Origin of the sequence: Noviherbaspirillum sp., from assembly GCF_035254685.1 — a bacterium.
Lineage (GTDB): Bacteria > Pseudomonadota > Gammaproteobacteria > Burkholderiales > Burkholderiaceae_D > Noviherbaspirillum.
In genome coordinates, this window is record NZ_DATFAI010000033.1 from 1 (window position 1) to 21,826 (window position 21,826).

22 protein-coding genes and 1 tRNA gene are annotated in these 21,826 nt (G+C 59.4%); 15 read left to right on the forward strand and 8 right to left on the reverse strand.

Annotation, left to right across the window (positions count from 1 at the left end; all coding sequences use genetic code 11):
• Positions 1–388 precede the first annotated feature (388 nt).
• Positions 389–1,165 carry an enoyl-CoA hydratase gene (locus VJ698_RS15040; protein ID WP_324103595.1) on the reverse strand — a complete coding sequence of 259 codons (777 nt, stop codon included), beginning with the start codon at positions 1,163–1,165 and terminating at the stop codon, positions 389–391.
• A gap of 199 nt (positions 1,166–1,364) precedes the next feature.
• Here VJ698_RS15040 and VJ698_RS15045 point away from each other — a divergent pair, with 199 nt between their 5' ends.
• A complete protein-coding gene (locus tag VJ698_RS15045; protein WP_324103596.1) occupies positions 1,365–1,973 on the forward strand; it encodes a hypothetical protein in 609 nt (202 codons plus the stop codon).
• Between the two features lie 52 nt (positions 1,974–2,025).
• On the opposite strand, the gene VJ698_RS15050 is transcribed toward VJ698_RS15045, so the two are convergent.
• Entirely contained in the window at positions 2,026–3,207 is a 1,182-nt protein-coding gene (locus tag VJ698_RS15050; protein ID WP_324103597.1) for a murein transglycosylase A, read from the reverse strand.
• 18 nt (positions 3,208–3,225) lie between these two features.
• On the opposite strand from VJ698_RS15050, the gene VJ698_RS15055 reads away from it, so the two are divergent.
• On the forward strand, positions 3,226–3,366 hold the full coding sequence (locus VJ698_RS15055) for a hypothetical protein (RefSeq protein ID WP_324103598.1): 141 nt from the start codon (positions 3,226–3,228) through the stop codon (positions 3,364–3,366).
• 1 nt (position 3,367) lies between these two features.
• On the opposite strand, the gene apaG is transcribed toward VJ698_RS15055, so the two are convergent.
• The gene (gene apaG / locus VJ698_RS15060; protein ID WP_324103599.1) at positions 3,368–3,742 is read right to left on the reverse strand and encodes a Co2+/Mg2+ efflux protein ApaG; all 375 of its coding nucleotides are present in this window, start codon (positions 3,740–3,742) and stop codon (positions 3,368–3,370) included.
• 127 nt (positions 3,743–3,869) lie between these two features.
• Between apaG and rpe the strand changes: the two genes are divergently transcribed.
• From rpe to trpC, 6 genes are all read left to right on the forward strand, one after another.
• Positions 3,870–4,535 carry a ribulose-phosphate 3-epimerase gene (gene rpe / locus VJ698_RS15065; protein ID WP_324103601.1) on the forward strand — a complete coding sequence of 222 codons (666 nt, stop codon included), beginning with the start codon at positions 3,870–3,872 and terminating at the stop codon, positions 4,533–4,535.
• On the forward strand, positions 4,532–5,224 hold the full coding sequence (locus VJ698_RS15070; protein WP_324103602.1) for a phosphoglycolate phosphatase: 693 nt from the start codon (positions 4,532–4,534) through the stop codon (positions 5,222–5,224). The genes rpe and VJ698_RS15070 overlap by 4 nt, the downstream gene beginning before the upstream one ends.
• A gap of 192 nt (positions 5,225–5,416) precedes the next feature.
• A complete protein-coding gene (trpE, locus tag VJ698_RS15075) occupies positions 5,417–6,913 on the forward strand; it encodes an anthranilate synthase component I (RefSeq protein WP_324103603.1) in 1,497 nt (498 codons plus the stop codon).
• Position 6,914: 1 nt separating this feature from the next.
• Positions 6,915–7,478, forward strand: coding sequence for an aminodeoxychorismate/anthranilate synthase component II (locus VJ698_RS15080; RefSeq protein ID WP_324103605.1), 564 nt, complete (start codon positions 6,915–6,917; stop codon positions 7,476–7,478).
• Positions 7,479–7,548: 70 nt separating this feature from the next.
• Positions 7,549–8,586 (forward strand): anthranilate phosphoribosyltransferase, encoded by a 1,038-nt coding sequence (gene trpD, locus VJ698_RS15085; protein ID WP_324103606.1) that lies wholly within the window; start codon positions 7,549–7,551, stop codon positions 8,584–8,586.
• A 6-nt stretch (positions 8,587–8,592) separates the two neighbouring features.
• Positions 8,593–9,396 carry an indole-3-glycerol phosphate synthase TrpC gene (trpC, locus tag VJ698_RS15090; protein ID WP_324103607.1) on the forward strand — a complete coding sequence of 268 codons (804 nt, stop codon included), beginning with the start codon at positions 8,593–8,595 and terminating at the stop codon, positions 9,394–9,396.
• Between the two features lie 61 nt (positions 9,397–9,457).
• Here the strand turns inward: trpC and VJ698_RS15095 are convergent, their stop codons facing one another.
• The 5 genes from VJ698_RS15095 to VJ698_RS15115 all read right to left on the reverse strand — a co-directional run bounded on the left by VJ698_RS15095 (position 9,458) and on the right by VJ698_RS15115 (position 15,006).
• The gene (locus VJ698_RS15095) at positions 9,458–11,266 is read right to left on the reverse strand and encodes a M61 family metallopeptidase (RefSeq protein ID WP_324103608.1); all 1,809 of its coding nucleotides are present in this window, start codon (positions 11,264–11,266) and stop codon (positions 9,458–9,460) included.
• 1 nt (position 11,267) lies between these two features.
• A complete protein-coding gene (locus VJ698_RS15100) occupies positions 11,268–11,894 on the reverse strand; it encodes a nucleotidyltransferase family protein (protein ID WP_324103609.1) in 627 nt (208 codons plus the stop codon).
• Between the two features lie 5 nt (positions 11,895–11,899).
• Complete coding sequence (locus VJ698_RS15105) at positions 11,900–12,889, reverse strand: MDR family oxidoreductase (RefSeq protein WP_324103610.1); 990 nt, start codon at positions 12,887–12,889, stop codon at positions 11,900–11,902.
• Positions 12,890–13,003: 114 nt separating this feature from the next.
• The gene (locus VJ698_RS15110) at positions 13,004–13,783 is read right to left on the reverse strand and encodes a DsbC family protein (protein ID WP_414691166.1); all 780 of its coding nucleotides are present in this window, start codon (positions 13,781–13,783) and stop codon (positions 13,004–13,006) included.
• A gap of 29 nt (positions 13,784–13,812) precedes the next feature.
• Positions 13,813–15,006, reverse strand: a complete 1,194-nt coding sequence (locus VJ698_RS15115; RefSeq protein WP_324103612.1) for a UbiH/UbiF family hydroxylase — start codon at positions 15,004–15,006, stop codon at positions 13,813–13,815.
• A gap of 122 nt (positions 15,007–15,128) precedes the next feature.
• On the opposite strand from VJ698_RS15115, the gene VJ698_RS15120 reads away from it, so the two are divergent.
• The 7 genes from VJ698_RS15120 (at position 15,129) to prmC (ending at position 21,813) form a co-directional block, all read left to right on the forward strand.
• A tRNA-Phe gene (locus VJ698_RS15120) sits at positions 15,129–15,204 on the forward strand.
• Between the two features lie 660 nt (positions 15,205–15,864).
• Positions 15,865–16,599, forward strand: coding sequence for a rhodoquinone biosynthesis methyltransferase RquA (gene rquA, locus VJ698_RS15125; RefSeq protein ID WP_324103613.1), 735 nt, complete (start codon positions 15,865–15,867; stop codon positions 16,597–16,599).
• Positions 16,600–17,060: 461 nt separating this feature from the next.
• Positions 17,061–17,753 carry a response regulator transcription factor gene (locus VJ698_RS15130; protein WP_324103614.1) on the forward strand — a complete coding sequence of 231 codons (693 nt, stop codon included), beginning with the start codon at positions 17,061–17,063 and terminating at the stop codon, positions 17,751–17,753.
• 135 nt (positions 17,754–17,888) lie between these two features.
• Positions 17,889–19,178, forward strand: a complete 1,290-nt coding sequence (gene hemA, locus VJ698_RS15135) for a glutamyl-tRNA reductase (protein WP_324103615.1) — start codon at positions 17,889–17,891, stop codon at positions 19,176–19,178.
• Positions 19,179–19,279: 101 nt separating this feature from the next.
• Positions 19,280–20,362: a peptide chain release factor 1 gene (gene prfA, locus VJ698_RS15140; protein WP_324103616.1), complete on the forward strand. Its 1,083-nt coding sequence runs from the start codon at positions 19,280–19,282 to the stop codon at positions 20,360–20,362.
• A gap of 106 nt (positions 20,363–20,468) precedes the next feature.
• On the forward strand, positions 20,469–20,945 hold the full coding sequence (locus VJ698_RS15145) for a disulfide bond formation protein B (protein WP_324103617.1): 477 nt from the start codon (positions 20,469–20,471) through the stop codon (positions 20,943–20,945).
• A 40-nt stretch (positions 20,946–20,985) separates the two neighbouring features.
• Complete coding sequence (prmC, locus tag VJ698_RS15150; RefSeq protein WP_324103618.1) at positions 20,986–21,813, forward strand: peptide chain release factor N(5)-glutamine methyltransferase; 828 nt, start codon at positions 20,986–20,988, stop codon at positions 21,811–21,813.
• The last annotated feature ends 13 nt before the right edge of the window (positions 21,814–21,826 follow it).

Below are 21,826 nucleotides of genomic sequence, written 5' to 3' on the forward strand. Positions count from 1 at the left end.
AGCGCCCACACTTATCGGCTGTTATTTGTTAAAGAACCTGCTCCGCCGTTGCTCGCTTGCGCTTCGCAACGCCCCAACAAATCGTTTTGTTTGTCAGCAGCAGAGAAACGAGATTATGAAGCACTTTTCGATTCGCGTCAAGTCTGAATTCACCATCGACTTACTCGCTTAACCGTTTCTTTTTGCTCGACTTTTCAGCCTCGCCATCTGCCGGCAAATCGCTTTGTTAACCGGCAGCAAAGAGGGGAGATTATGCTGCGTTTTCCGCATTCAGTCAACCTGCTTGAGCCGCCACCCGGAAGCTTTCTTACCCCCTCCTGGCGCACTCGTGGTTGCAGTCTATCGCCAACTGGATTTCCTGCACGGTTCCGACGGGATCCGAAAGACGTCAAAGGTTGCGGAAGTTCGGCACACGCTTCTCCATGAAAGCCTTCATGCCTTCTTTTTGATCTTCAGTCGCAAAAGTTGCATGGAAGAGCCGTCGCTCGAACTGCACGCCTTCAGCAAGCGTGGCCTCGTACGCCCGATTGATGGATTCCTTGACCATCATGACGATCGGGAGAGACATTCCTGCGATGGTGGCGGCCGCGGCAAGGGCTTCTTCCATCAGTTTCTCAGCAGGCACAACGCGGGATACCAACCCGGCCCGTTCGGCCTCGTTTGCATCCATCATGCGAGCAGTAAGACACATGTCCATTGCCTTGGCCTTGGAAACCGCACGCGGAAGGCGCTGTGTTCCGCCGGCTCCCGGAATCGTTCCAAGCTTGACCTCGGGCTGACCGAATCTCGCGGTATCGGCTGCAATGATGAAATCGCACATCATCGCCAATTCGCATCCACCGCCGAGGGCGAAGCCGGCTACCGCGGCAATCACAGGCTTGCGGACACGGCGAATCTGCTCCCAGTTGCGCGTGATGTAGTCGCCTTTAAAGGCATCCATGTACGAGTACTCGGCCATCGCTCCGATGTCCGCACCGGCGGCGAAAGCCTTCTCGTTCCCGGTGATGACAATGCAGCCAATGTTTTCATTGGCATCGAAAGCGAGCAGCGCAGCGCCGAGTTCATCCATCAGTTGGTTGTTAAGCGCATTCAGCGCTTTCGGACGGTTCAAGCGGATGACTCCGACCTTCTCCTGGGTCTCAACCACGATGTTTTCATAGTTCATCTAAAGCTCCTGTCAAAAAAGAACCGCGTAATTTTACTCTTGCCCTGAAATGTTTCCCGCGCATGCGTTCAAGCGTCCGACACCGCTTGAGGAATGTCAAAACCGGCCTGTCCTGAACACGTAGCATGGCTCGGGCTAAATAGCGTCAAGCCTATCAGGGATGACAAGTCAATTCCTATTAACGCGCGGAGGACCTGTAATGCAGCAAACATATTCCGTCGAGTCGAGTGCCATGCCGAATCCGATCGTGCGCCGGGAGTCAGTCGACGGTTCTCCTTTCCGGCGCCGTGAGCTGCAAGAGCCGTCGCAGACGTTCATCGCCGATGACGCGGGTGGGCGGCATTCCGGGAAAGGGATTATTTTGTCAGAGGAAATCTCGGGTATCGAAACAACATCAGGCGTACAGGCGATGGATCACCTTCACTATGACATTTTCGAAACCATGGACGCGTTGTCACGCAGCGGCGATCATGAATTCAGCATTGCGTATGAGGCTTTTGTAAAAAAGATCGAGCAAGCCTTTCGCCAGGAAGAGCAATGGATGGATGATGTCGACTTTCCGGCGTCGAGAACTCATTTGGAACAGCATGCGCGGGTGTTAGGCGCGTTGCACAATGTTCATTCACGGATTATGGACGGCGATCTGCAGGTCGGCCGGGAGCTTGTCGATCAACTCTTGCCCCAGTGGTATGCATTCCATCTATCGACGATGGATGCGACGTTGGCGCTTGCCATGCAGACGACTCCGGCGGAATCCGCAGCGCTGGCTCCATCCAGTTTGCTGGCCGGCGCTTTCTCGCCTTTCTGACGACGCCGGTCACACACATTCCGCCTGGAAAGGTCGTCCAGGCTTTCGCAGGTTATCTGGTCGCGCGGAGTACCACCGCGGCCTTCGGAAGCAATGCCCACATCAGCCCGCGTTGCTTCATCTTGCCTGCTTTCTCGCCGGCATCGGAACCGAAGCCCCAGAAGAAGTCCGCACGGACGGCATTCCTGATTGCGCCGCCGGTGTCCTGAGCGAACATCAGCCGCTGCAATGGTGCGTCTGTACCAGGCTGCGAGGTCGCAAGGAAAACCGGAGCGCCGAGTGGAATGTATTGCGGATCAATGGCGATCGATCGCTGCGGAGTCAGGGACACGCCGAGCGCCCCCTTGGGACCTTTGTTCGGATCCGTCAATTTTTCTTCCTTGAAGAAGACATAGCTCGGATTGGCGTTCAACAATTCCTGCTGGCGTGTCGGGTGGGAAGCGAACCATGCCTTGATATTCTGGGCGGAAGCTTGGTCGAGCGTCATTTCTCCCTTGTCGACCAGATAGCGGCCGATGGATTTGTACGGATATCCGTTCTGATCGGCGAAGGCGATACGCACTGTCTCTCTGGTGTCAGCAAGTTGCACGCGTCCGGAACCTTGCACCTGCAAGAAGAACGCTTCAATCGGATCATCGACCCACATGAGCTCCTTGCCAGTGAGTGCGCCGGATCGCGCCATCTCGGCGCGCGACAGATAAGGCAGGACCTTGTTGCCAACCAGGCGGCCACGCAACCGCAGGCTCTTGAGCTCAGGGTAGACGCTTCCCAGTTCGATCGTGAGCAAGTCGTCCGGCGTACGATAGAGCGGCACCTGGTACGGACCGCCGCGCTTGCGCGCTCCGTGCAGGAGCGGCTCGTAATAGCCGGTAACGAGGCCATTGTCCGTGCCGTCCGGATTGAATACCTGATGCGGCACGAAAAACGATTCGAAGAAGGTTCGCACTGCTTTCTCGCTCTTTGCGTCGACTTCACGAGCGACCAAGCATGGTTCGCGCCAGTCCGGCTTCTTTATCAGCGCTTCGCATGACGCAAGAAATGGTGGCAAGGCTTCACGCAGGTCGTCCTTGTCCCAGCCAGGAATCATGGAAAACGTTGTTGGGCGCAGGATCTCCTGAGGTCCTTCCGCAGGTTTGGATGTGCTGACAGGAGGCTTGGTCACCTGAACGGTAGTGCAGGCGGAAAGCACGACGATAATTGCCGTTACGAGTACACTTGGGCGGATCACTGACATTGGGAATGCAAGAAAACTATGTGGCTGATATTGCTTGAAGCGGGAATCGCTCTCTTTTTGCTGGTGTTTATCGTCTGGTGGACGATGTTCTCCGGGAAAAAACAGGACCAGCCGGCGCAACAGGAACCGCTGTCGCACAAGGACAACCCGGAACATTAATTCAATGCAAGGTTCGAGGCAACGACAAGATGAATTCAGGAATCTTCGCCTCGAACTGCTCGCCGTCTTCGGCAACGCAAAAATAAGTCCCGACCATCGAGCCTTGCGGCGTGGCCAGCGCTGTGCCGCTGGTATATTCGAATTGCTCACCCGGCTGGAGCAAGGGCTGATGGCCGACAACTCCAAGCCCACGCACCTCCTCCACCCGGTTATTTCCGTCGACGATGGTCCAGTGGCGCGAAATCAGTTGGGCTGCCACGCTTCCGGTATTCTTGATCGTAATCGTGTAGGCAAATACATAACTGGAACGTTCCGGATCGGACTGTTCGGCGAGGTATTGCGTCTTTACGGATACGGAAAATTCATAGGATGCCATTGGATTCCTTGTCATTATTTTCATGCCGCCGGAAGGTTGTTTCATTGCACACGAATTCCGGCGCACCTGCAATACTGCGCATGAACCGAAAGGGTAGAATAGCGGATCCTTGTTAAATTTGTCTGTCATGCCAACCTACCGTATTGCTCCCAGCATCCTTTCTGCCGATTTCGCCCGCCTGGGAGAAGAAGTCCGCAATGTTGTCGCCGCCGGCGCCGACATCATTCATTTCGACGTGATGGACAACCATTACGTGCCGAATCTGACCGTCGGCCCGCTGGTTTGCGAAGCCATCCGCCCGCATGTGCAGGTGCCGATCGACGTGCACCTGATGATCAAGCCGGTTGACCGCATCATTCCAGATTTTGCCAAGGCGGGTGCGAATATCATCACCTTCCATCCGGAGGCATCCGACCACATCGACCGCTCGCTGCAGCTGATCCGCGACAACGGCTGCAAGGCCGGCCTGGTATTCAATCCGGCGACGCCGCTTCATTACCTCGACCATGTGATGGACAAGCTCGATATCATCCTGATCATGTCGGTCAACCCGGGCTTCGGCGGACAGTCCTTCATTCCGGGTGCGTTGAAGAAAATCTCCGACGTGCGGCGCCGCATCGACGAATTAGGGCGGGACATCATGCTGGAGGTCGACGGCGGCATCAAGGTAGAGAATATCGCTGACGCGGCGCGCGCCGGGGCGGACACCTTTGTGGCAGGCTCCGCGATTTTCGGCAAACCGGACTACAAGGCGGTGATCGACGCGATGCGCGGCCAGCTGGCGCAAGCATGACCGTAGCGAGACTCACCACGCTGAAGGACATCCGCGCCGCCATCATCGACCTGGACGGAACGATGGTGCATACCGCACCGGACTTTCACGTCGCCGTCAACCGCATGCGCGCGGAACTCGGCCTGGGCCCACTGGACATGGAAAGCATTACGCATTTCGTCGGTAAGGGCACTGAGAACCTGATGCGGCGCGTGCTCGGCGTCGACTATGCCGAAGACGGCATCGAACAGCACTATCCGCGCGCGCTGGCTTCGTACGAGAAGCATTACCTCGCAATCAATGGCGAGTACTCGAGTGTTTATCCTGGCGTGCATGAGGGCCTGGCGGCACTGCAGGCCAAGGGTCTGCGCCTGGCTTGCGTGACCAACAAGCCGATCGGCTTCGCCATGCCGTTGCTCGAAAAAACCGGGCTGCGCCGATATTTCGACATCGTCTACGGCGGCGATTCGCTGCCGAAGAAAAAGCCGGATCCCTATCCACTGCTGAAGGTCTGCGAGGATTTCAAGGTCCTCCCGGCACAGGCGCTTGCCATCGGTGATTCCTCCAACGATGCCCAGGCAGCACGGGCGGCGGGTTGTCGGGTGTTGAACGTGCCCTACGGTTACAACCATGGGGAATCTATACACAAAGTCGATTCGGATGGTATAGTTTCGACGCTGCTGGACGCAGCTGAACTCATTTCCGCATAACCGCAAACGAATGTTTCTCGACAAAAAACGTGATGCGACCTCGCTGGGCCTGTATGAGGCCTGGCTGTGGCGACGCTGGCAATCCTGGGCTGAATAACCCACATTGCCGCTGACCGCCATGCCCGGTTGGCAACGTTTTTTGATACCCCCCGCTATTGCACTCTCGTTCTACAATAGCGCCCGGAGAGAAACATGACCGAACTCGAATTCAAATCGCTGGCCACGCAAGGCTACAACCGTATTCCGCTGATCGCCGAAGCTTTTGCCGATCTGGAAACACCTCTCACGCTCTATCTGAAACTCGCGCAGACCCAGAACGCCGGCCGGAATACCTTCCTGCTCGAATCCGTCGTCGGCGGCGAGCGCTTCGGGCGCTACTCGTTCATCGGCCTGCCGGCAACGACGCTGATGCGCAGCTATGGCACCAGGACCGAGGTGGTGAAGAATGGCGTGGTGGTGGAGACGCATGAAGGCAATCCACTCGAATTCATTACCGAATTCCAGGCGCGCTACAAGGCAGCGGTCCGCCCCGGCATGCCGCGCTTTTGCGGCGGCCTGGCGGGGTATTTTGGCTATGACACAGTGCGTCATATCGAGAAGCGCCTTGCGCATACCGCGCCGAAAGACGATCTCGGCGTGCCGGAAATCCAGTTGCTAGTGACGGAAGAGCTAGCGGTGATCGACAATCTTTCCGGCAAGCTATACCTGATCGTCTATGCCGATCCGACCCAGCCGGAAGCATATTCCAAGGCGCGCCAGCGGCTGAAGGATCTGCGCGCGATGCTGCGTCGGGTGGTTGATGTGCCGGTCACGTCGGCGTCGGTACGTACCGACACCATCCGTGAATTCGACAAGGCCGATTACCTGAAGGCGGTCGCGCGTGCCAAGGAATACATCATGGCCGGCGACCTGATGCAAGTGCAGGTCGGCCAGCGCCTCAAGAAGCCGTATGTGGATTCGCCGCTGTCACTGTACCGCGCGCTGCGTTCGCTGAATCCGTCACCATACATGTACTTCTACAACTTCGGCGACATGCAGATCGTCGGCGCATCGCCGGAGATCCTGGTCCGTAACGAGCAGACCGACGACGGCAAGAAGAAAGTCACGATTCGCCCACTGGCCGGCACCCGTCCGCGCGGTGCGACGCCGGAGAAGGATGCTCAACTGGCGAAGGAATTGCTGGCCGATCCAAAGGAAATCGCGGAACATGTGATGCTGATCGACCTGGCGCGCAACGACATCGGCCGTATCGCGGAAACCGGCAGCGTGAAGGTGACGGACAAGCTGGTGATCGAAAAATACTCCCATGTGCAGCATATCGTGTCGAACGTGGAAGGCACGCTCAAGCCGGAACTTTCCAACCTCGACGTGCTGAAGGCGACCTTCCCTGCCGGCACACTCTCCGGCGCACCGAAGGTTCGCGCGATGGAAATCATCGATGAGCTAGAACCAGTCAAGCGCGGCATCTATGGCGGCGCTTGCGGCTATCTGTCCTTCGGCGGCGAAATGGATCTGGCGATTGCGATCCGCACCGGCGTGATCAAGGACGGCATGCTGTATGTGCAGGCGGCTGCCGGCGTGGTGGCCGACTCGGTGCCGGAAATGGAATGGCAGGAAACGGAGAACAAGGCGCGCGCAGTGTTGCGCGCGGCCGAGCAGGTGCAAGACGGACTGGACGGGGGGATCTGACATGTTGCTGATGATTGATAACTACGACTCCTTCACCTATAACCTGGTCCAGTACTTTGGCGAGCTCGGTGAAGAAGTGCGCACCTTCCGAAATGATGAAATCACGCTGGACCAGATCGCAGCAATGAAGCCGGATCGCATCTGCATTTCGCCCGGGCCGTGCACGCCGCATGAGGCCGGGATTTCCATCGCCTTGCTGAAGGAATTTTCCGGGAAGATCCCGATCCTTGGCGTCTGCCTCGGCCACCAGAGCATCGGCGCCGCATTCGGAGGCAAGGTGGTTCGCGCGAAGCAGGTCATGCATGGCAAGACTTCACCGATTACGCATACCGGCGTCGGTGTGTTCAAGGGACTGCCCAGCCCATTCACGGTCATCCGCTATCACTCGCTCGCCATTGAGCGTGAGTCGCTGCCGGATTGCCTCGAAATCACAGCATGGACCGACGACGGCGAGATCATGGGCGTGCGCCACAAGGAATTCAAAGTGGAGGGAGTACAGTTCCACCCCGAATCGATTCTGTCCGAGCATGGGCACGAACTGCTGAAGAATTTCCTGAACACCTGACCTACATCCATCCGCACCCCATCCCCTCGAAAGGGAAGGTGTGAAACGAGATAAGCAAGGAGAAACTGCCATGCCGATCACCCCGCAGGAAGCGCTGCTGCGCTGTATCGAACACCGGGAAATCTTCCACGATGAAATGCTGTCGTTGTTCCGCAAGATCATGGGCGGCGAAATGTCGCCTGTCATGATCGCGGCACTGACGATGGGCTTGCGCGTGAAGAAGGAAACCATCGGTGAAATCACCGCCGCCGCGCAGGTAATGCGCGAATTCTGCACCAAGGTTCCCACAAAGAATACACACAATCTGCTGGATATCGTGGGGACCGGCGGCGACGCCGCCCACACCTTCAACATTTCGACGGCATCCATGTTCGTTGCCGCAGCAGCCGGTGCGCGCGTTGCCAAGCATGGCGGACGCAGCGTGTCCTCCTCTTCCGGCAGTGCGGACGTGCTGGAGGCGCTTGGCGCCAACATCAACCTGAAACCGGAACAGGTCGCGGAATCGATCGAGGAAACCGGCATCGGCTTCATGTTCGCGCCGAACCACCATGCCGCGATGAAGCATGCGGCACCGGTGCGCAAGGAACTGGGCGTGCGCACGATCTTCAACATCCTCGGCCCGCTGACCAATCCTGCCGGCGCGCCGAACATCCTGATGGGCGTGTTCCATCCGGACCTGGTCGGCATCCAGGTACGCGTGCTGGAGCGACTTGGTGCGCAGCATGCGGTCGTCGTTTGGGGTCGCGACAACATGGACGAAGTATCCCTCGGTGCGGCCACAATGATCGGCGAACTGGTCAACGGCAAGATTCGCGAATACGAAATCCATCCGGAAGATTTCGGTCTGCAGATGGTGGCAAGCCGCAATTTGAAAGTATCCGGTTCAGCGGAATCGAAAGAAAAGATCTTCGAGGCGCTGGACAACAAACCGGGTCCGGTGCGCGACATCGTCGTGCTCAACGCCGGGACGGCGCTGTATGCGGCAGGTGTTGCGGCCTCGATCGCTGATGGCCTTGGCAAAGCGCGCGAAGTCATTGCCTCGGGTGCTGCGCGCGCGAAGCTGAATCAGTTCGTCGAAGCGACGCAACGTCTTGGCGCATCTGCCTGAACCGCCATGTCCGATATTCTCAAAAAGATTCTCGATGTGAAGGCCGGCGAAGTTGCTGCTGCGAAGAAGTATCGCGACTTTGCCAGCCTGCGCCGCGAGGTGGAAACGGACACGGAAGCACGCCAGGGTCTGCGCGGTTTCGAAACCAGTCTACGCTCGAAGATTGCCGCTGGTCATGCCGGCGTGATTGCCGAAGTCAAGAAGGCATCGCCTTCCAAGGGTGTGCTGCGGGCGGATTTCCAGCCCGCTGAGATTGCTGAATCGTATGCCACGCACGGCGCCGCGTGCCTGTCAGTTCTGACCGATGTGCAGTTCTTCCAGGGTTCGCCCGAATACCTCAAGCGGGCGCGCGCCGCATGCGACATTCCTGTCCTGCGCAAGGATTTCATCGTCGATCCATACCAGGTGTACGAAGCGCGCTCATGGGGCGCGGATTGTATCCTGCTGATCGTCGCCGCACTCGATCATGGCTTGATGACTGAACTGGAAGTCTGCGCGCACGAACTCGGCATGAGTGTGCTGGTTGAAGTGCATGACGCTGACGAACTCGACGCAGCGCTGAAGCTCAAGACAGCCCTTCTCGGCATCAACAATCGCAACCTGCGTACGTTCGAAACATCCTTGCAGACCACCATCGACCTGCTGCCGCGCATTCCGCCGGAAAAGCTGGTGGTCACCGAATCCGGCATCCTGACGCAGGATGACGTCAAGCGCATGCGCGACGCAGACGTGCATGCCTTCCTGGTCGGTGAAGCCTTCATGCGCGCACCCGATCCGGGCACCGAACTGGCACGCCTTTTCAGCCTCTGAAGTTCCTCCAGGCTCTGTTCGACAAGCCAGGCTGCACCGTGGCTTGTCGAACAAACAGGGCCTACGCCGTTTTCATTCCCAGCCAGTTAGCACGCAGGCGCGCGAGCGCCACCGGTTTCGACTGGCCTGCCAGCGTCATCTGCGGCGCATCGTCAGAAGCCAGCGTCGCGGTGAACACCATCAATTCATCGCGACGGAATGCATGCACCGTGACGGCATCCTCAACACGATAACGTGCCAGCAGGCTGTCCAGGTTAGTAGCCGTCACGCGCAAGCCGTCTACTGCGACAAGAATGTCTCCGGCGGAAAGCCCTGCACGATGCGCGGCGCCGCCCTCATACACATTCGCGAGCTTGCAGTCGTTGCCGTCGCGCGTGGTGCGGACGTTCAGGCTCGCTTTCGCCTCCTTGCCATCCTTGCGCTTGTCCGACACCTCGACGCCGAACGGCGCCAGCAGTTTTGTGAGCGGCAAGTCATCGGTGCCCCGCACGTAACGGTCGAAGAAACGCTTGAGCTTCAGGCCGGTGACTTCATCGAACAAGCGCTCTACGCCGGCTTCAGACACACCCTCGCCGCCGATGGCACTGTAGAAATCGCGGCCATAGCGCTGCCATAGCGCACGCATCACGTCGTCCAGCGACTTGCGCCCCTTCGTTTCGGTGCGAATTGTCAGGTCAAGTGCGAGACCGACCAACGATCCCTTGGCGTAATAGCTGACGATCGCATTCGGCGAATTCTCATCCTGGCGATAGTACTTCGTCCAGGCATCGAAGCTCGACTCCGCGACGCTCTGCTTGGTGCGCCCGCTGCCGCGCAGGACGCCATTGATGGTTTTCGCGAGCAGCTTGAAGTAGGCAGTTTCATCGATCAGGCCGCTGCGCACGAGCATCAGGTCATCGTAGTAACTGGTGAATCCTTCGAACAGCCATAGCAGCGAGGTGTAGCCTTCGGTGCTCAGATCGTAGGGCGCGAACGCCGCCGGCTTGATGCGCTTGACGTTCCAGGTGTGGAAGTACTCGTGGCTGCACAGGCCGAGATATGTCCGATAGCCTTCGCTCATTTCCTTCTGCCCCTTGACCGGCAGGTCGTTGCGTGAACAAACCAGGGCGGTGGATGTGCGGTGCTCAAGGCCGCCGTAGCCGTCGCCTAGCGCAAGCGTCATGAACACATAGCGGTCCATCGGCGCGCGCCTGCTTTTCGGCTCGAACAGGGCGATCTGCGCCTCGCAAATCTTTTTCAGGTCTGCCGTCAGTCGTGCCATGTCGAGGTTAGGCACACGCCCGGTGATGACGACGTCGTGGGCAACGCCGTGGGCCTTGAACGTCGCCAGTTCGAAGGTGCCCATCTCGACCGGATGGTCGATCAGTTCATCATAGCTGGCAGCCATATAGGTGCCGAAGCCGTAGCGCTTCGCCTTCAATCCGGGAAGCGCGGTGGCAACGCGCCATGCCTTGAACACCTCGCCCTCCGGAGGACGGATGTCGACGACATGGCTCAGGCTCTCCTGTCCGCGCACGCTGAGGAATACGCTGGGGCCATTGAAGAAGCCGTGCGTCTGGTCCAGGTGGGCGGCACGCACCGACAAGTCCCATGCATAGACTTCGTAAGCAAGCACGAGCGGCCCCTTGCATGGGGCCGCCTGCCAGGTATGCTTGTCGCGCTTTTCCAACGCGACGTCTCCATCACCCGATGACGCATGAATGCGCACGATGTTGCGTGCGAATTCGCGAATCATGTAACTGCCTGGTATCCATGCCGGCAGTGAGAAGACCTGGCCGTCTGGATCGGGTTTGTCGACGATCAGGGTGACCTCAAACAGGTGTGCCGCAAGATCCTTGGGGGCGATGGTGTAGTAAACCGCGTTTTTCATTTCAATCCAGTTTGTTGTCGCTGCCGTTTGCAGCCAGCGGCACGCCGGCGAGGTCCGCGACGGTATCGATATCCCGCACGATGCCAGGGTCATCGGTGACGACCTCTGTCAGCGGCCGGGTCTTGAGAAGTTGGCGCGCGCCCTGGTCGCCGCGCAGGGCCAGCAGGTCGTGCAGATGCGCGCGGCCGAATGCGACGGGATTACCGCGCAGGCCGCGATATATGGGTACGGCGATGTCGGTGTCTTGCTGGATCGCAGCAGAGAGGGCTGCCATCGTGCGCGACTGCACATGCGGCATGTCGGCCAGGGCGATCAACCAGCCTGCTGCGTCGCGTGCCTGCGAAAGTGCGTGAACGAGCGATGCTGCCATGCCTTCATTCGCATTTTGGCAAACCGTCACTTCGCAGCCGATCGCTCGCAGCTCTGCTGCCAGTGCATGCTGTTCGGGGCGAACGACCGCAAGCACTTTCGGCAAGACCGAGAGGAGGTTTCTTGCGGCGGTAACAGCGACGCGTCGTCCGTCGGGCAGGATTTGCTGCAGCTTGTCCTGCGCGCCGCTCGGGTCGAAGCGTGTGCCCCGCCCCGCGGCAAGCAGTATTCCGGTCAGCCGGACTACGTCGTTATGCATGGATCCTACGCATTGACGTTCACCACCAGCCGGCCGCGGACTTTTCCTTCGATGATGTCGCGCGCTTTCACGAGCGCGTCGGCCAGCGTGATTTCCTGCGTAATGGCAGCCAGCTTGGAAGCATCAAGGTCGGTGGCAAGTTTCTGCCATGCGGCGATGCGCCTCGCCTTCGGCGCCATGACGCTGTCAATGCCGATCAGCCGGACGCCGCGCAGGATGAATGGCGCAACCGACCCCGGAAGATCCATGCCCTGCGCCAGCCCGCATGCAGCGACAACACCGCCGTAGCGGGTTTGGGCCAATGCGTTGACCAGCGTATGCGAACCAACTGCGTCAACAACGCCAGCCCAGCGCTCTTTCTGCAAGGGCTTGCCAGGCACGGACAGTTCCGCGCGGTCGATGATTTCCACCGCACCAATGGATTTCAGGTAATCCGCTTCGGTCTGCTTGCCGGTGGATGCCACCACGCGATAACCCCAGCCGGACAGGATCGCAACGGCCACGCTGCCGACCCCGCCCGATGCGCCGGTCACCAGGATGTCGCCGCTGTCCTTCGTCACCCCATTTTCCTGTAGTGCCATGGCGCACAGCATGGCTGTATAGCCTGCAGTACCGATCGCCATGGCGGTCTTTGCGGACATGCCTTGCGGGCGGGGGATAAGCCAGTCGCCCTTCAGCCTGGCGCGCTGCGCGAGGCAGCCCATGTGCACTTCACCGACACCCCAGCCGTTGAGAACGAAGACATCACCCGCTTTCCAGTCTGGATGCGTGGAAGTAATCACTTCGCCGGCACCGTCAATGCCGGGCACCATCGGCCACTTGCGCACGACAGGCGATTTGCCGGTGATGGCGAGGCCGTCCTTGTAGTTGATGGTGGAGTAGTCGATACGCACTGTCACGTCACCGTCAGCGGGAAGTTGCGCGTCATCGAGTTGCGTCAGCCTGGCATCTGTCGTGCCGTCTTCATTCTTGTTGAGCAAAATCGCATTGAACATAGGGCGTCTCCATGGGTGAATTTTTGATTATAGTGCGCGACCGGAAAGCGCGTATTGACGTAAAAAAGGCGCGCACCCCGTTTGGAATGCGCGCCCTCGCGATGAAATTTCTGCTTACTTGATCGAGGCGAATTTGTTTTCCAGCGCGGCGCGGTCGATCGCGCCCGGAACACGTGTGCCATCGGTGAAGAAGACGGTCGGCGTGCCGGTGATCTTCAGCTTCTGGCCGAGTGCGAGAATCTTTTCATTCGGCGCAGTGCAGTTGGCCGGTGCCGCATCGGCAGCCTTGCCCTTCAACATCCAGTCATCCCATGCCTTGGCACGATCCGCGGAGCACCAGATGTTGCGTGACTTGACGGCCGAATCCTCGGCAAGGATGTTGTACATGAAGGTATAGACCGTCAGGTTGTCCATCTGGCTTAGGGTCTGGCGGAAGCGCTTGCAATAACCGCAATTCGGATCCTCGAACACTGCAATGACGCGCTTGCCGTTGCCTTTGACAGTTTTCAGCGCGGACTCGAACGGCAGGTCAGAGAATTTGATCTTCGTGAGTTCGTCGACGCGTTCCTTGGTGTGGTCGGTGAAGGTCTTGGTATCGACCACACGGCCGATGAACAGGTATTCCCCTTTCGGATCCGTATAGAAGACATCGCTGCCGACGCGCACTTCATACCAACCACCATACGGCGTCTTGGTAATGGAGTCGATCTTGACGCCGTCGCCAAGGCGCGGTTCGATCGCTTTTCGGATCGCTTCTTTACGGATCGCCTCTTTCTGATTCCCGTCTTTTTGGGCCGTCTCCTTTTGGGGCACCGCTTTCGACGCGCTTTCCGCCAGCGCCATTCCTGCTGCAAGGCTCAACAGGCCGATGGCAGTCAATCTGGTCAGTTTCATCATGTCTTTCAGTTCATCTTTCGATTGTTTCAAGGCTTTTTCCCCATGGCATGGGAAATCAATGCCCGTTTTAAGACCGGTAATTTGTTGACCAAGTTCAATCCCAGGTTGCGTGCGATGCGCAATGGTTCGAAATCGGCCGCAAACAGGCGCTCCAGGCCGTCGGTGGCTGCCTGCATGAGGAAAATGTCTTCCTTGCGCGTGCGTGAATACCGGGCGAGGACGCGCTCGTCGCCGCAATCCCGGTGCGGCTCGCGTTCCGCGACCAGCTTGACCAGGGCCGCGACATCGGCGAACCCGAGGTTCATGCCGTGCCCTGCCAGCGGATGCACGACATGCGCCGCATCGCCGATCAGCGCGACGCGCGGCGCCACGATGGCATGCGGACGCAGCAGGCTGAGCGGGAATGCCCTGACCAGTTCAGGCTGCAGCGGATGCAACTGCCCCAGTTGATGCCCGGACAACTGCGTGACGCGTTCGGCGAGCTGCGACAAGGGTTCGCGCAGCAGTGTTTGCGCCAGGACTTCCGGCGCCGACCAGACCAGGGATGTGCGCTGCCCGGGGAGGGGCAACAGCGCCACGATGCCTTCGGTGGAAGTGAACCATTGATACGCGGCGCCATGGTGCGGCCTGCTGCATTCGAAATTGGTCACGATCGCGCGCTGACCGTAGGAGCGGTAATCGATGCCGATATCGCATTGCCCGCGCACCCAGGATTGCGCGCCGTCTGCGCCGACCACCAGGGATGCCCCGATCACATCGCCGTTGTCGAGATGTACAGTCGCGCCCTCTGCGCCGGCAGCCAGGCGCGTTGCCCGCCCACTCACGATGCGTGTGTTCGGCGCGAACTTGAGCGCGGCATCGAGTGCCTGGTTGATGTTCCTGTCTTCGACAATCCATGCGAGTGCGCCGGCGCGTGCGCCGAAAGCATCAAAGGCGAGGTTGCCAGCCTGTTCGCCATCACCCTTGACGACCATCGAATCGACCGCCGCGACACGCGACGCGTCGAGTGCCTGCCATACTTTCAGGGATGACAGCAGATCGTGTGCCACTTGGTTCAGAGCATAGACGCGCACATCCCAGCTCGCCGCCTGTGCCGGCTCCGTTGGCGCAGCATGCGGCGCCAGCAAGGTAACGCTGAGGCCGGCCTGCGCAAAACCAAGGGCTGCAGCCTTGCCGACCGCACCGTTCCCGATAACACAAATATTGCTTTGAAAATGCATGAGGCTAGTGCCCGGTAGAAATGAAAAGCCAAGCGTTCAGATCGCATTATAGCCGTTGCGGCATGATCCGCTTTGCCAAAAAGCTTGCATAATCCCACAGGTTTGCTATACTTGCGCGCCTTGGCCTGGTAGCTCAGTTGGTAGAGCAGAGGATTGAAAATCCTTGTGTCGGTGGTTCGATTCCGCCCCGGGCCACCAAAAAATTCCGAAAAACGCCAGCTTGCAAAAGCTGGCGTTTTTGTTTTTACCATCGCCATCTTGTCCTTTGCGATCTGGCGACCGGCTGGCTGCTACTCACCGTTCTTCCCTCCAGAAACGGGCGGCGCTCCTTTTTTCCTTGATCCCAGTCATTGCATCGAGGCATCAACCAAGCCGATACTTCGTCGTCGAATTTGAGCCTCATCACCGCTAACTACCTTCGATTACGCGGTACCCGCGACGACACGCTGGATTGAACGATCCGAACACACGCGTTCACCCATCCATCGCCGACGATATCATCAAGGCGTAACCGGGGACCTACGCTGCCGACACGATCGGTTGCGGGAGTCGGGAGTCATGAAACGATCCAACGCCCACGTCGGGCGTTGCTCGGTGCCGGCCGTGCGCGACCGGCATTTTCCAGATCTGCGCTGGATTCCTTTTTTTCCAGCCTGCTGCCCATCCTTTTCCTTTTTCCGCCTTCGCACCCGATCCTGTCCGCGCTTCAGCGCCGCGGCAAACATTGCTTCCGGCTGCACGCCGCGCGCTTCGCATTCAAGGATTTGCTTCACCGCACCAAGCCAGGTCCAGCACCCGCTGCCCCGGCGCAATACAAGTACAACAACATGCTGAAAGCACCTAACCGCGAGGCCCTACATGGAAAACTCATTTGACAGCACGGCAGTTTCCGATCTTGTTTCCGACATGCCGCAATACGCAGTGCCCGACTACCTCCAGGACAATTACTGGTGGGCGTACGTGCACCCGCGCGCAGTGCGATTCTGGGACCGGCAATGGCTGGTCAACCTCATCCTGCTTGGCAACTACAAGCGCCTGTGCGGCGCCGTGCTGGACGGATACGGCAGCAGCCTGCCGGGACGCACGCTGCAGATTTCCTGCGCCTACGGTGACATCACGCCGCGCCTGGCACGCTGCGTCGAGGCGGGTGGCATGCTTGACGTGATTGACATCCTCCGCGTTCAACTCGACAACCTTGCACCCAAACTATCGCCCTGGGCTCCCGTCACCCTGCACCAGATGGATTCCACGGCACTCAAGTTCGCCGATGGCCGCTTCGACCAAGCCCTGTTGTTCTTCCTCATGCATGAACAGCCCATGACCGTGCGCAAGAAGACCCTCGCCGAGGCACTGCGGGTAGTTCGCCCGGGCGGCACGATCACCATCGTCGATTTTGCGCGCCCGTACCACTCCAACCTGTTCTGCCGGTTCTGGACACTGGTGCTGACGAAACTTGAACCTTTCGCACCCGATATGTGGAAAGGAGAAATCCGGGACTGGCTGCCCAAGGATGCCCACATTGCCAGCATTCGGCAGGAAAGATTCTTCGGCGGCTTTTTCCAGAAGCTGACGATCACTCTGGCCGAGGCATAACATCACCTTCAACGTTGCGTAGCCAGGACTGCTGCAGGGCTTGGCTACGCAACGAACCACTTCACGGTGCCGGCTTCTCCTGCGGTCGATCATCTCCTCGCCTGCGAGAGAGACAAACCGAACGCGATGGGCGCGTCCCTGATCAGCCTGGCAAGAAGGGCTGCGTCAACGTCGATATCCGTGCCCCGAACCGAAATCATGGTCACCCTCGCTGAGACTGCTGGGTGACTGGCGGCGAGGCTGCGGAAAGCCTTTGGGCGGCATCGATTTCCGCGGGTGTTGCGTGAATGAGGATCAGGGCAGGTGGTTATTTGGCTGGCGCAAAACATGATGGTTCGATGAGCCTCGGCAAAATTGTGCAAGCTTGCGGAGTTTGCAATATAGGGTAAATTACGTCTCGCCCTCATGCGCAAGAACAACATGCCCAAGACAAGTAGCAACCTGCAACACGAAGATTTGTGATGCTGATAGCCGTACTGGATTCCGACCGTGATCAAGTCGAACTGCTGCGGCAGGAATTGACGCATGCCGGCCATGCCTGCCAGGCGTTTCGTCATCCGCGGGAACTCCTCGCCGCACTCGGGCAATCGCACTTCGAAGCGCTTGTCATGGACGGGAAGGCCGGCGAGCCATCCATCCTGCCGACGCTGCAGGCAATCCGGTCCATTGCGCCAGCCGACCTGCCCATCCTGCTGCTGGCGCAACGCACGCACGAAAAACAGCTTGCCGAGGCGCTGGCGGGCGGCACCACCGACTACATTGTCAAACCGCTACGCCGCGGCGAATTCCAGCTGCGCATGCAGGTACTGCTCGCGCGCGCCTATCCCGGCATGCACGCCGGTGAAGAGTTTTGCTTCGGCCCCTTTACCTTTGAGCCGGACAGGTCGCGCATCACGCGCGCAGACGCAACGATCGACGTCACGCAGAAGGAGTTCGAACTGGCGCTGCTCTTCTTCCGCAATCTTGGCAGACCACTGTCGCGCGCCTACATCCTCGAAAAGATCTGGTCGCACGATACGGAGACGCCCTCGCGCACCATTGACACGCACGTTTCGCGCGTGCGCAACAAGCTCGGGCTGCGGCCGGAAAACGGGTTTCGCCTGGTTCCCGTGTACAGCTACGGCTATCAGCTGGAGCAATTGCCGGCGCGCTGACTCCTCTTCGCCTCACTTATCCCAAGTCAAGATGAACGGCTTGAATGCCGTTTTATCAACGAAAACGCCCCTCTCCTGCAGAGGGGCAACGCGCTATAATAGAGCGTCGCGAATACCCGCATTGACATAACAGGAATGCAGCTTCTCACCGTCGGCCTCAACCACAACACCGCGCCGGTTGCGTTGCGCGAAAAAGTGGCTTTTCCCGCTGACCAGATCGGCCAGGCGGTCGCGTCAGCGCGCGCCTGGTTTGCGCGTCATGCTCCCGCCGGCTCGACAGATGAAGCAGCGATTCTTTCCACCTGCAATCGCACCGAACTCTACGCCGCCAGTCATGTTCCGGGCGGCGTCGAAGCAGCAATCGACACCACCGCGCATTTCCTCGCCGAGTATCACAATCTGCCCTATTCCGAACTGCGGCCATACCTCTACACGCTGCCGCAGGATAACGCGGTGCGTCACGCATTCCGTGTCGCGTCCGGGCTCGACTCGATGGTGCTGGGCGAAGCGCAGATCCTTGGCCAGATGAAGGAAGCGGTGCGCCGCGCGGAAGCCGCCGGCGGGCTAGGCACTTACCTGCACCAGATGTTCCAGCGCACCTTCGCCGTCGCGAAGGAAGTGCGCACCACCACCGAGATCGGCGCGCACAGCGTGTCGATGGCCGCTGCAGCGGTACGCCTGTCGCAACGCATCTTCGACAAGATATCCGAACAGAACGTGCTGTTCATCGGCGCCGGCGAAATGATTGAATTGTGCGCGACCCACTTCGCCGCACAGAATCCGAAGACTCTGACAATTGCCAACCGCACGCTGGAGCGCGGCGAATCCCTCGCCCACCGATTCAACGGGCACGCTATCCGCTTGGGCGATCTGCCCGAGCAATTGGCACAGTTCGACATCGTCGTGTCGAGTACCGCCTCCTCGCTGCCGATCATCGGCCTCGGCATGGTCGAGCGCGCGATCAAGGCGCGCCGCCACAAGCCCATGTTCATGGTCGACCTTGCCGTGCCGCGCGATATCGAATCGGAAGTCGGCCGACTCGACGACGTGTTCCTCTACACCGTAGACGATCTCGGTACGGCCGTTCAGACCGGCATCGAGAACCGCCAGGCCGCAGTCGCGCAGGCAGAGGCGATCATTGAAAATCGCGTGCAATCGTTCATGCACTGGATGGATACCCGCGCGGTGGTGCCGGTGATCCGCGACCTGCATGAATCCAGCGAATCGATGCGCCTGACTGAACTCGAACGCGCCAGGAAGCTGCTTGCCAAGGGTGAGGACATCGACGCAGTGCTCGAGGCGCTGTCCAAGGGGCTCACCGCGAAATTCCTGCACGGACCGCAGCAAGCCTTGCACAATGCCCAGGGCGACGAACGCGCACGCCTTGCCGCGCTGCTGCCGCAACTGTTCCGCACCAAGCGCTAGCTACCCCCTCATCGAGCCCTGCCGCTGCGCGTGGCGGGCTTCCGGTTCGGCGCCGGCCGCATCGCGTCGCGCTCCCCATCATTCAACCGAGACGATTACCGATGAAACCATCCATGCTTGCCAAGCTCGACCAGCTCAGCGAAAGGCTGGAAGAACTGAACAACCTGCTGATGCAGGAAGGCGTGACTTCCGACATGGACCAGTACCGCAGGCTGACGCGTGAACATGCCGAGCTCGGCCCGCTGGTCGCGCTCTACAAGGAATACCGCAAAGCCGGCGACGACATCGAAGCGGCGCAGGAAATGCTGTCGGATCCCGACATGAAGGAACTGGCGCAAGAGGAAATCGCAGCGGCAAAGGAGCGCATCGAACAGCTCGAACTCGACCTGCAAAAGATGCTGTTGCCGAAGGACCCGAATGACGAGCGCAACATCTATCTTGAAATTCGCGCCGGCACCGGAGGTGATGAAGCCGCGCTCTTCGCCGGCGACCTGTTGCGCATGTACACCCGCTTTGCCGAGCGCCATCGCTGGCAGGCGGAGATGGTATCGGAGTCGGCCTCGGAAATCGGCGGCTACAAGGAAGTCATCGTGCGCATCATTGGACATGGCGCATATTCGAAGTTGAAATTCGAATCCGGCGGGCATCGTGTGCAACGCGTGCCGGCCACCGAAACGCAGGGGCGCATCCATACCTCGGCCTGCACGGTTGCCGTCATGCCGGAAGCCGACGAGGTGAGCGACGTCGACATCAATCCGGCGGACATCCGCATCGACACCTTCCGCGCATCCGGCGCGGGTGGCCAGCACATCAACAAGACCGATTCGGCGGTGCGCATCACCCACATCCCGACCGGCATCGTGGTCGAATGCCAGGACGACCGCAGCCAGCACAAGAACAAAGCCTCCGCGCTGAAAGTGCTCGCCGCGCGTATCAAGGACATGCAATTGCGCGAGCAGCAGGCCAAGGAAGCGGCGACGCGCAAATCGCTGATCGGCTCGGGCGACCGCAGCGAGCGCATTCGCACCTACAATTTTCCGCAGGGCCGCGTCACTGACCATCGCATCAATCTGACGCTCTACAAGATCGATTTCATCATGGATGGCGACCTGGAGGAGCTGACCAATGCGTTGATGGCGGAGCACCAGGCAGAGCAGCTTGCGGCACTGAGCGAGGAGGCCTGATCTTCGCAGCAAAACTTGATACGGATGGGTTGCGGAATGCTTGCATTAAGGGAACCATTTCACGCAGTATTACTCCCATGACATTATTCACTGACAAGACAGATCGATGAAAACCTCCAAACCTGTGCTGCTCGCTGTCGGAATCGTTGCCTTCCTGCTGATTGGTGCCGCGCTGTACCTGCAGCATGTCAAGAATGAGTTGCCCTGCCCCTTGTGCGTAATGCAGCGCTATGCATTCATCACAACCGGGTTGATCTGCCTGGTGTTTGCCGCCCTGCCGCGCGGCCTGACGAAGCTCGGTGCGAGCCTGGGCGCGCTGGCAGCACTGACCGGTGCGGGCATCGCGAGCTGGCACCTGTGGGTGAAGGCGCATCCTGCGATTTCCTGCGGCATCGATCCGCTGGAAACCTCGCTCAACAAGATTGCCACCGCCGAGTGGCTGCCTTGGCTGTTCAAGGCAGATGGCCTGTGCTCGACGGAATATGAGCCGCTTCTTGGCCTCTCGACGCCGCAATGGTCGCTGATCTGGTTCTCGATCTTCGCGCTGCTGCTGATCTGGGCAGCACTGCGGCAAAGCCGCTGACGCGCTGCGACGAGCAGAACCGCAAAGCAGCACCGAAAACATGTCATCGTTTTCAATTTCTCCCGGCACCACGCTCGGCGCGGTGCTGAAAACTCCGCCGATCGAACCGCTGGAAGCTCGCATCCTGCTGGGCCATGCCTTGCAGTTGTCGCGCGTCCAGCTCATCACGCAATCGGAACGCAGCCTGACCGCGGATGAAGCAAACGTCGTATCGTCCCTGTTCCAACGGCGTCTCAATGGTGAGCCGATTGCCTATATTGTCGGTGAGCGCGAATTCTACGGATTGCCGTTCTACACCACGCCCGATGTGCTGATCCCGCGCCCGGAAACGGAACTGCTGGTCGAGCTCACACTTGAACGGCTGCCGCAAGGAGGACGCGTGCTCGACATGGGCACAGGCTCCGGCGCAATCGCCATTGCCATTGCCCATGCCCGACCCGACGTCTCGATAACCGCACTGGACGCGAGCACAGCCGCGTTGCAGGTCGCGCAGCGCAATGCAACGCGACATGGCGCCCGTGTGTCATTCGTGCGCAGCAACTGGTTCGAATCACTGCCGCCGGAGCGCTTCGATGTCATCGTTTCCAATCCGCCCTATATCGTGCAGAACGATCCCCACCTGGCGCAAGGCGACCTGCGCTTTGAGCCGGCCGATGCGCTCACCGACCATGCCGATGGCTTGTCCGCCCTGCGTACCATCATCCGCGGCGCACCGGACTATCTTGCTCCCGGCGCTTGGCTATTGATGGAACATGGCTACGACCAGGCACCGGCGGTGCGTGACTTGCTGGCCAAGGACGGCTTTCACGCAGTACAAAGCTGGCAAGACTTGGCCGGCATCGAGCGCGCCAGCGGCGGCCACCGCTAAGCGCCAGCCCAAT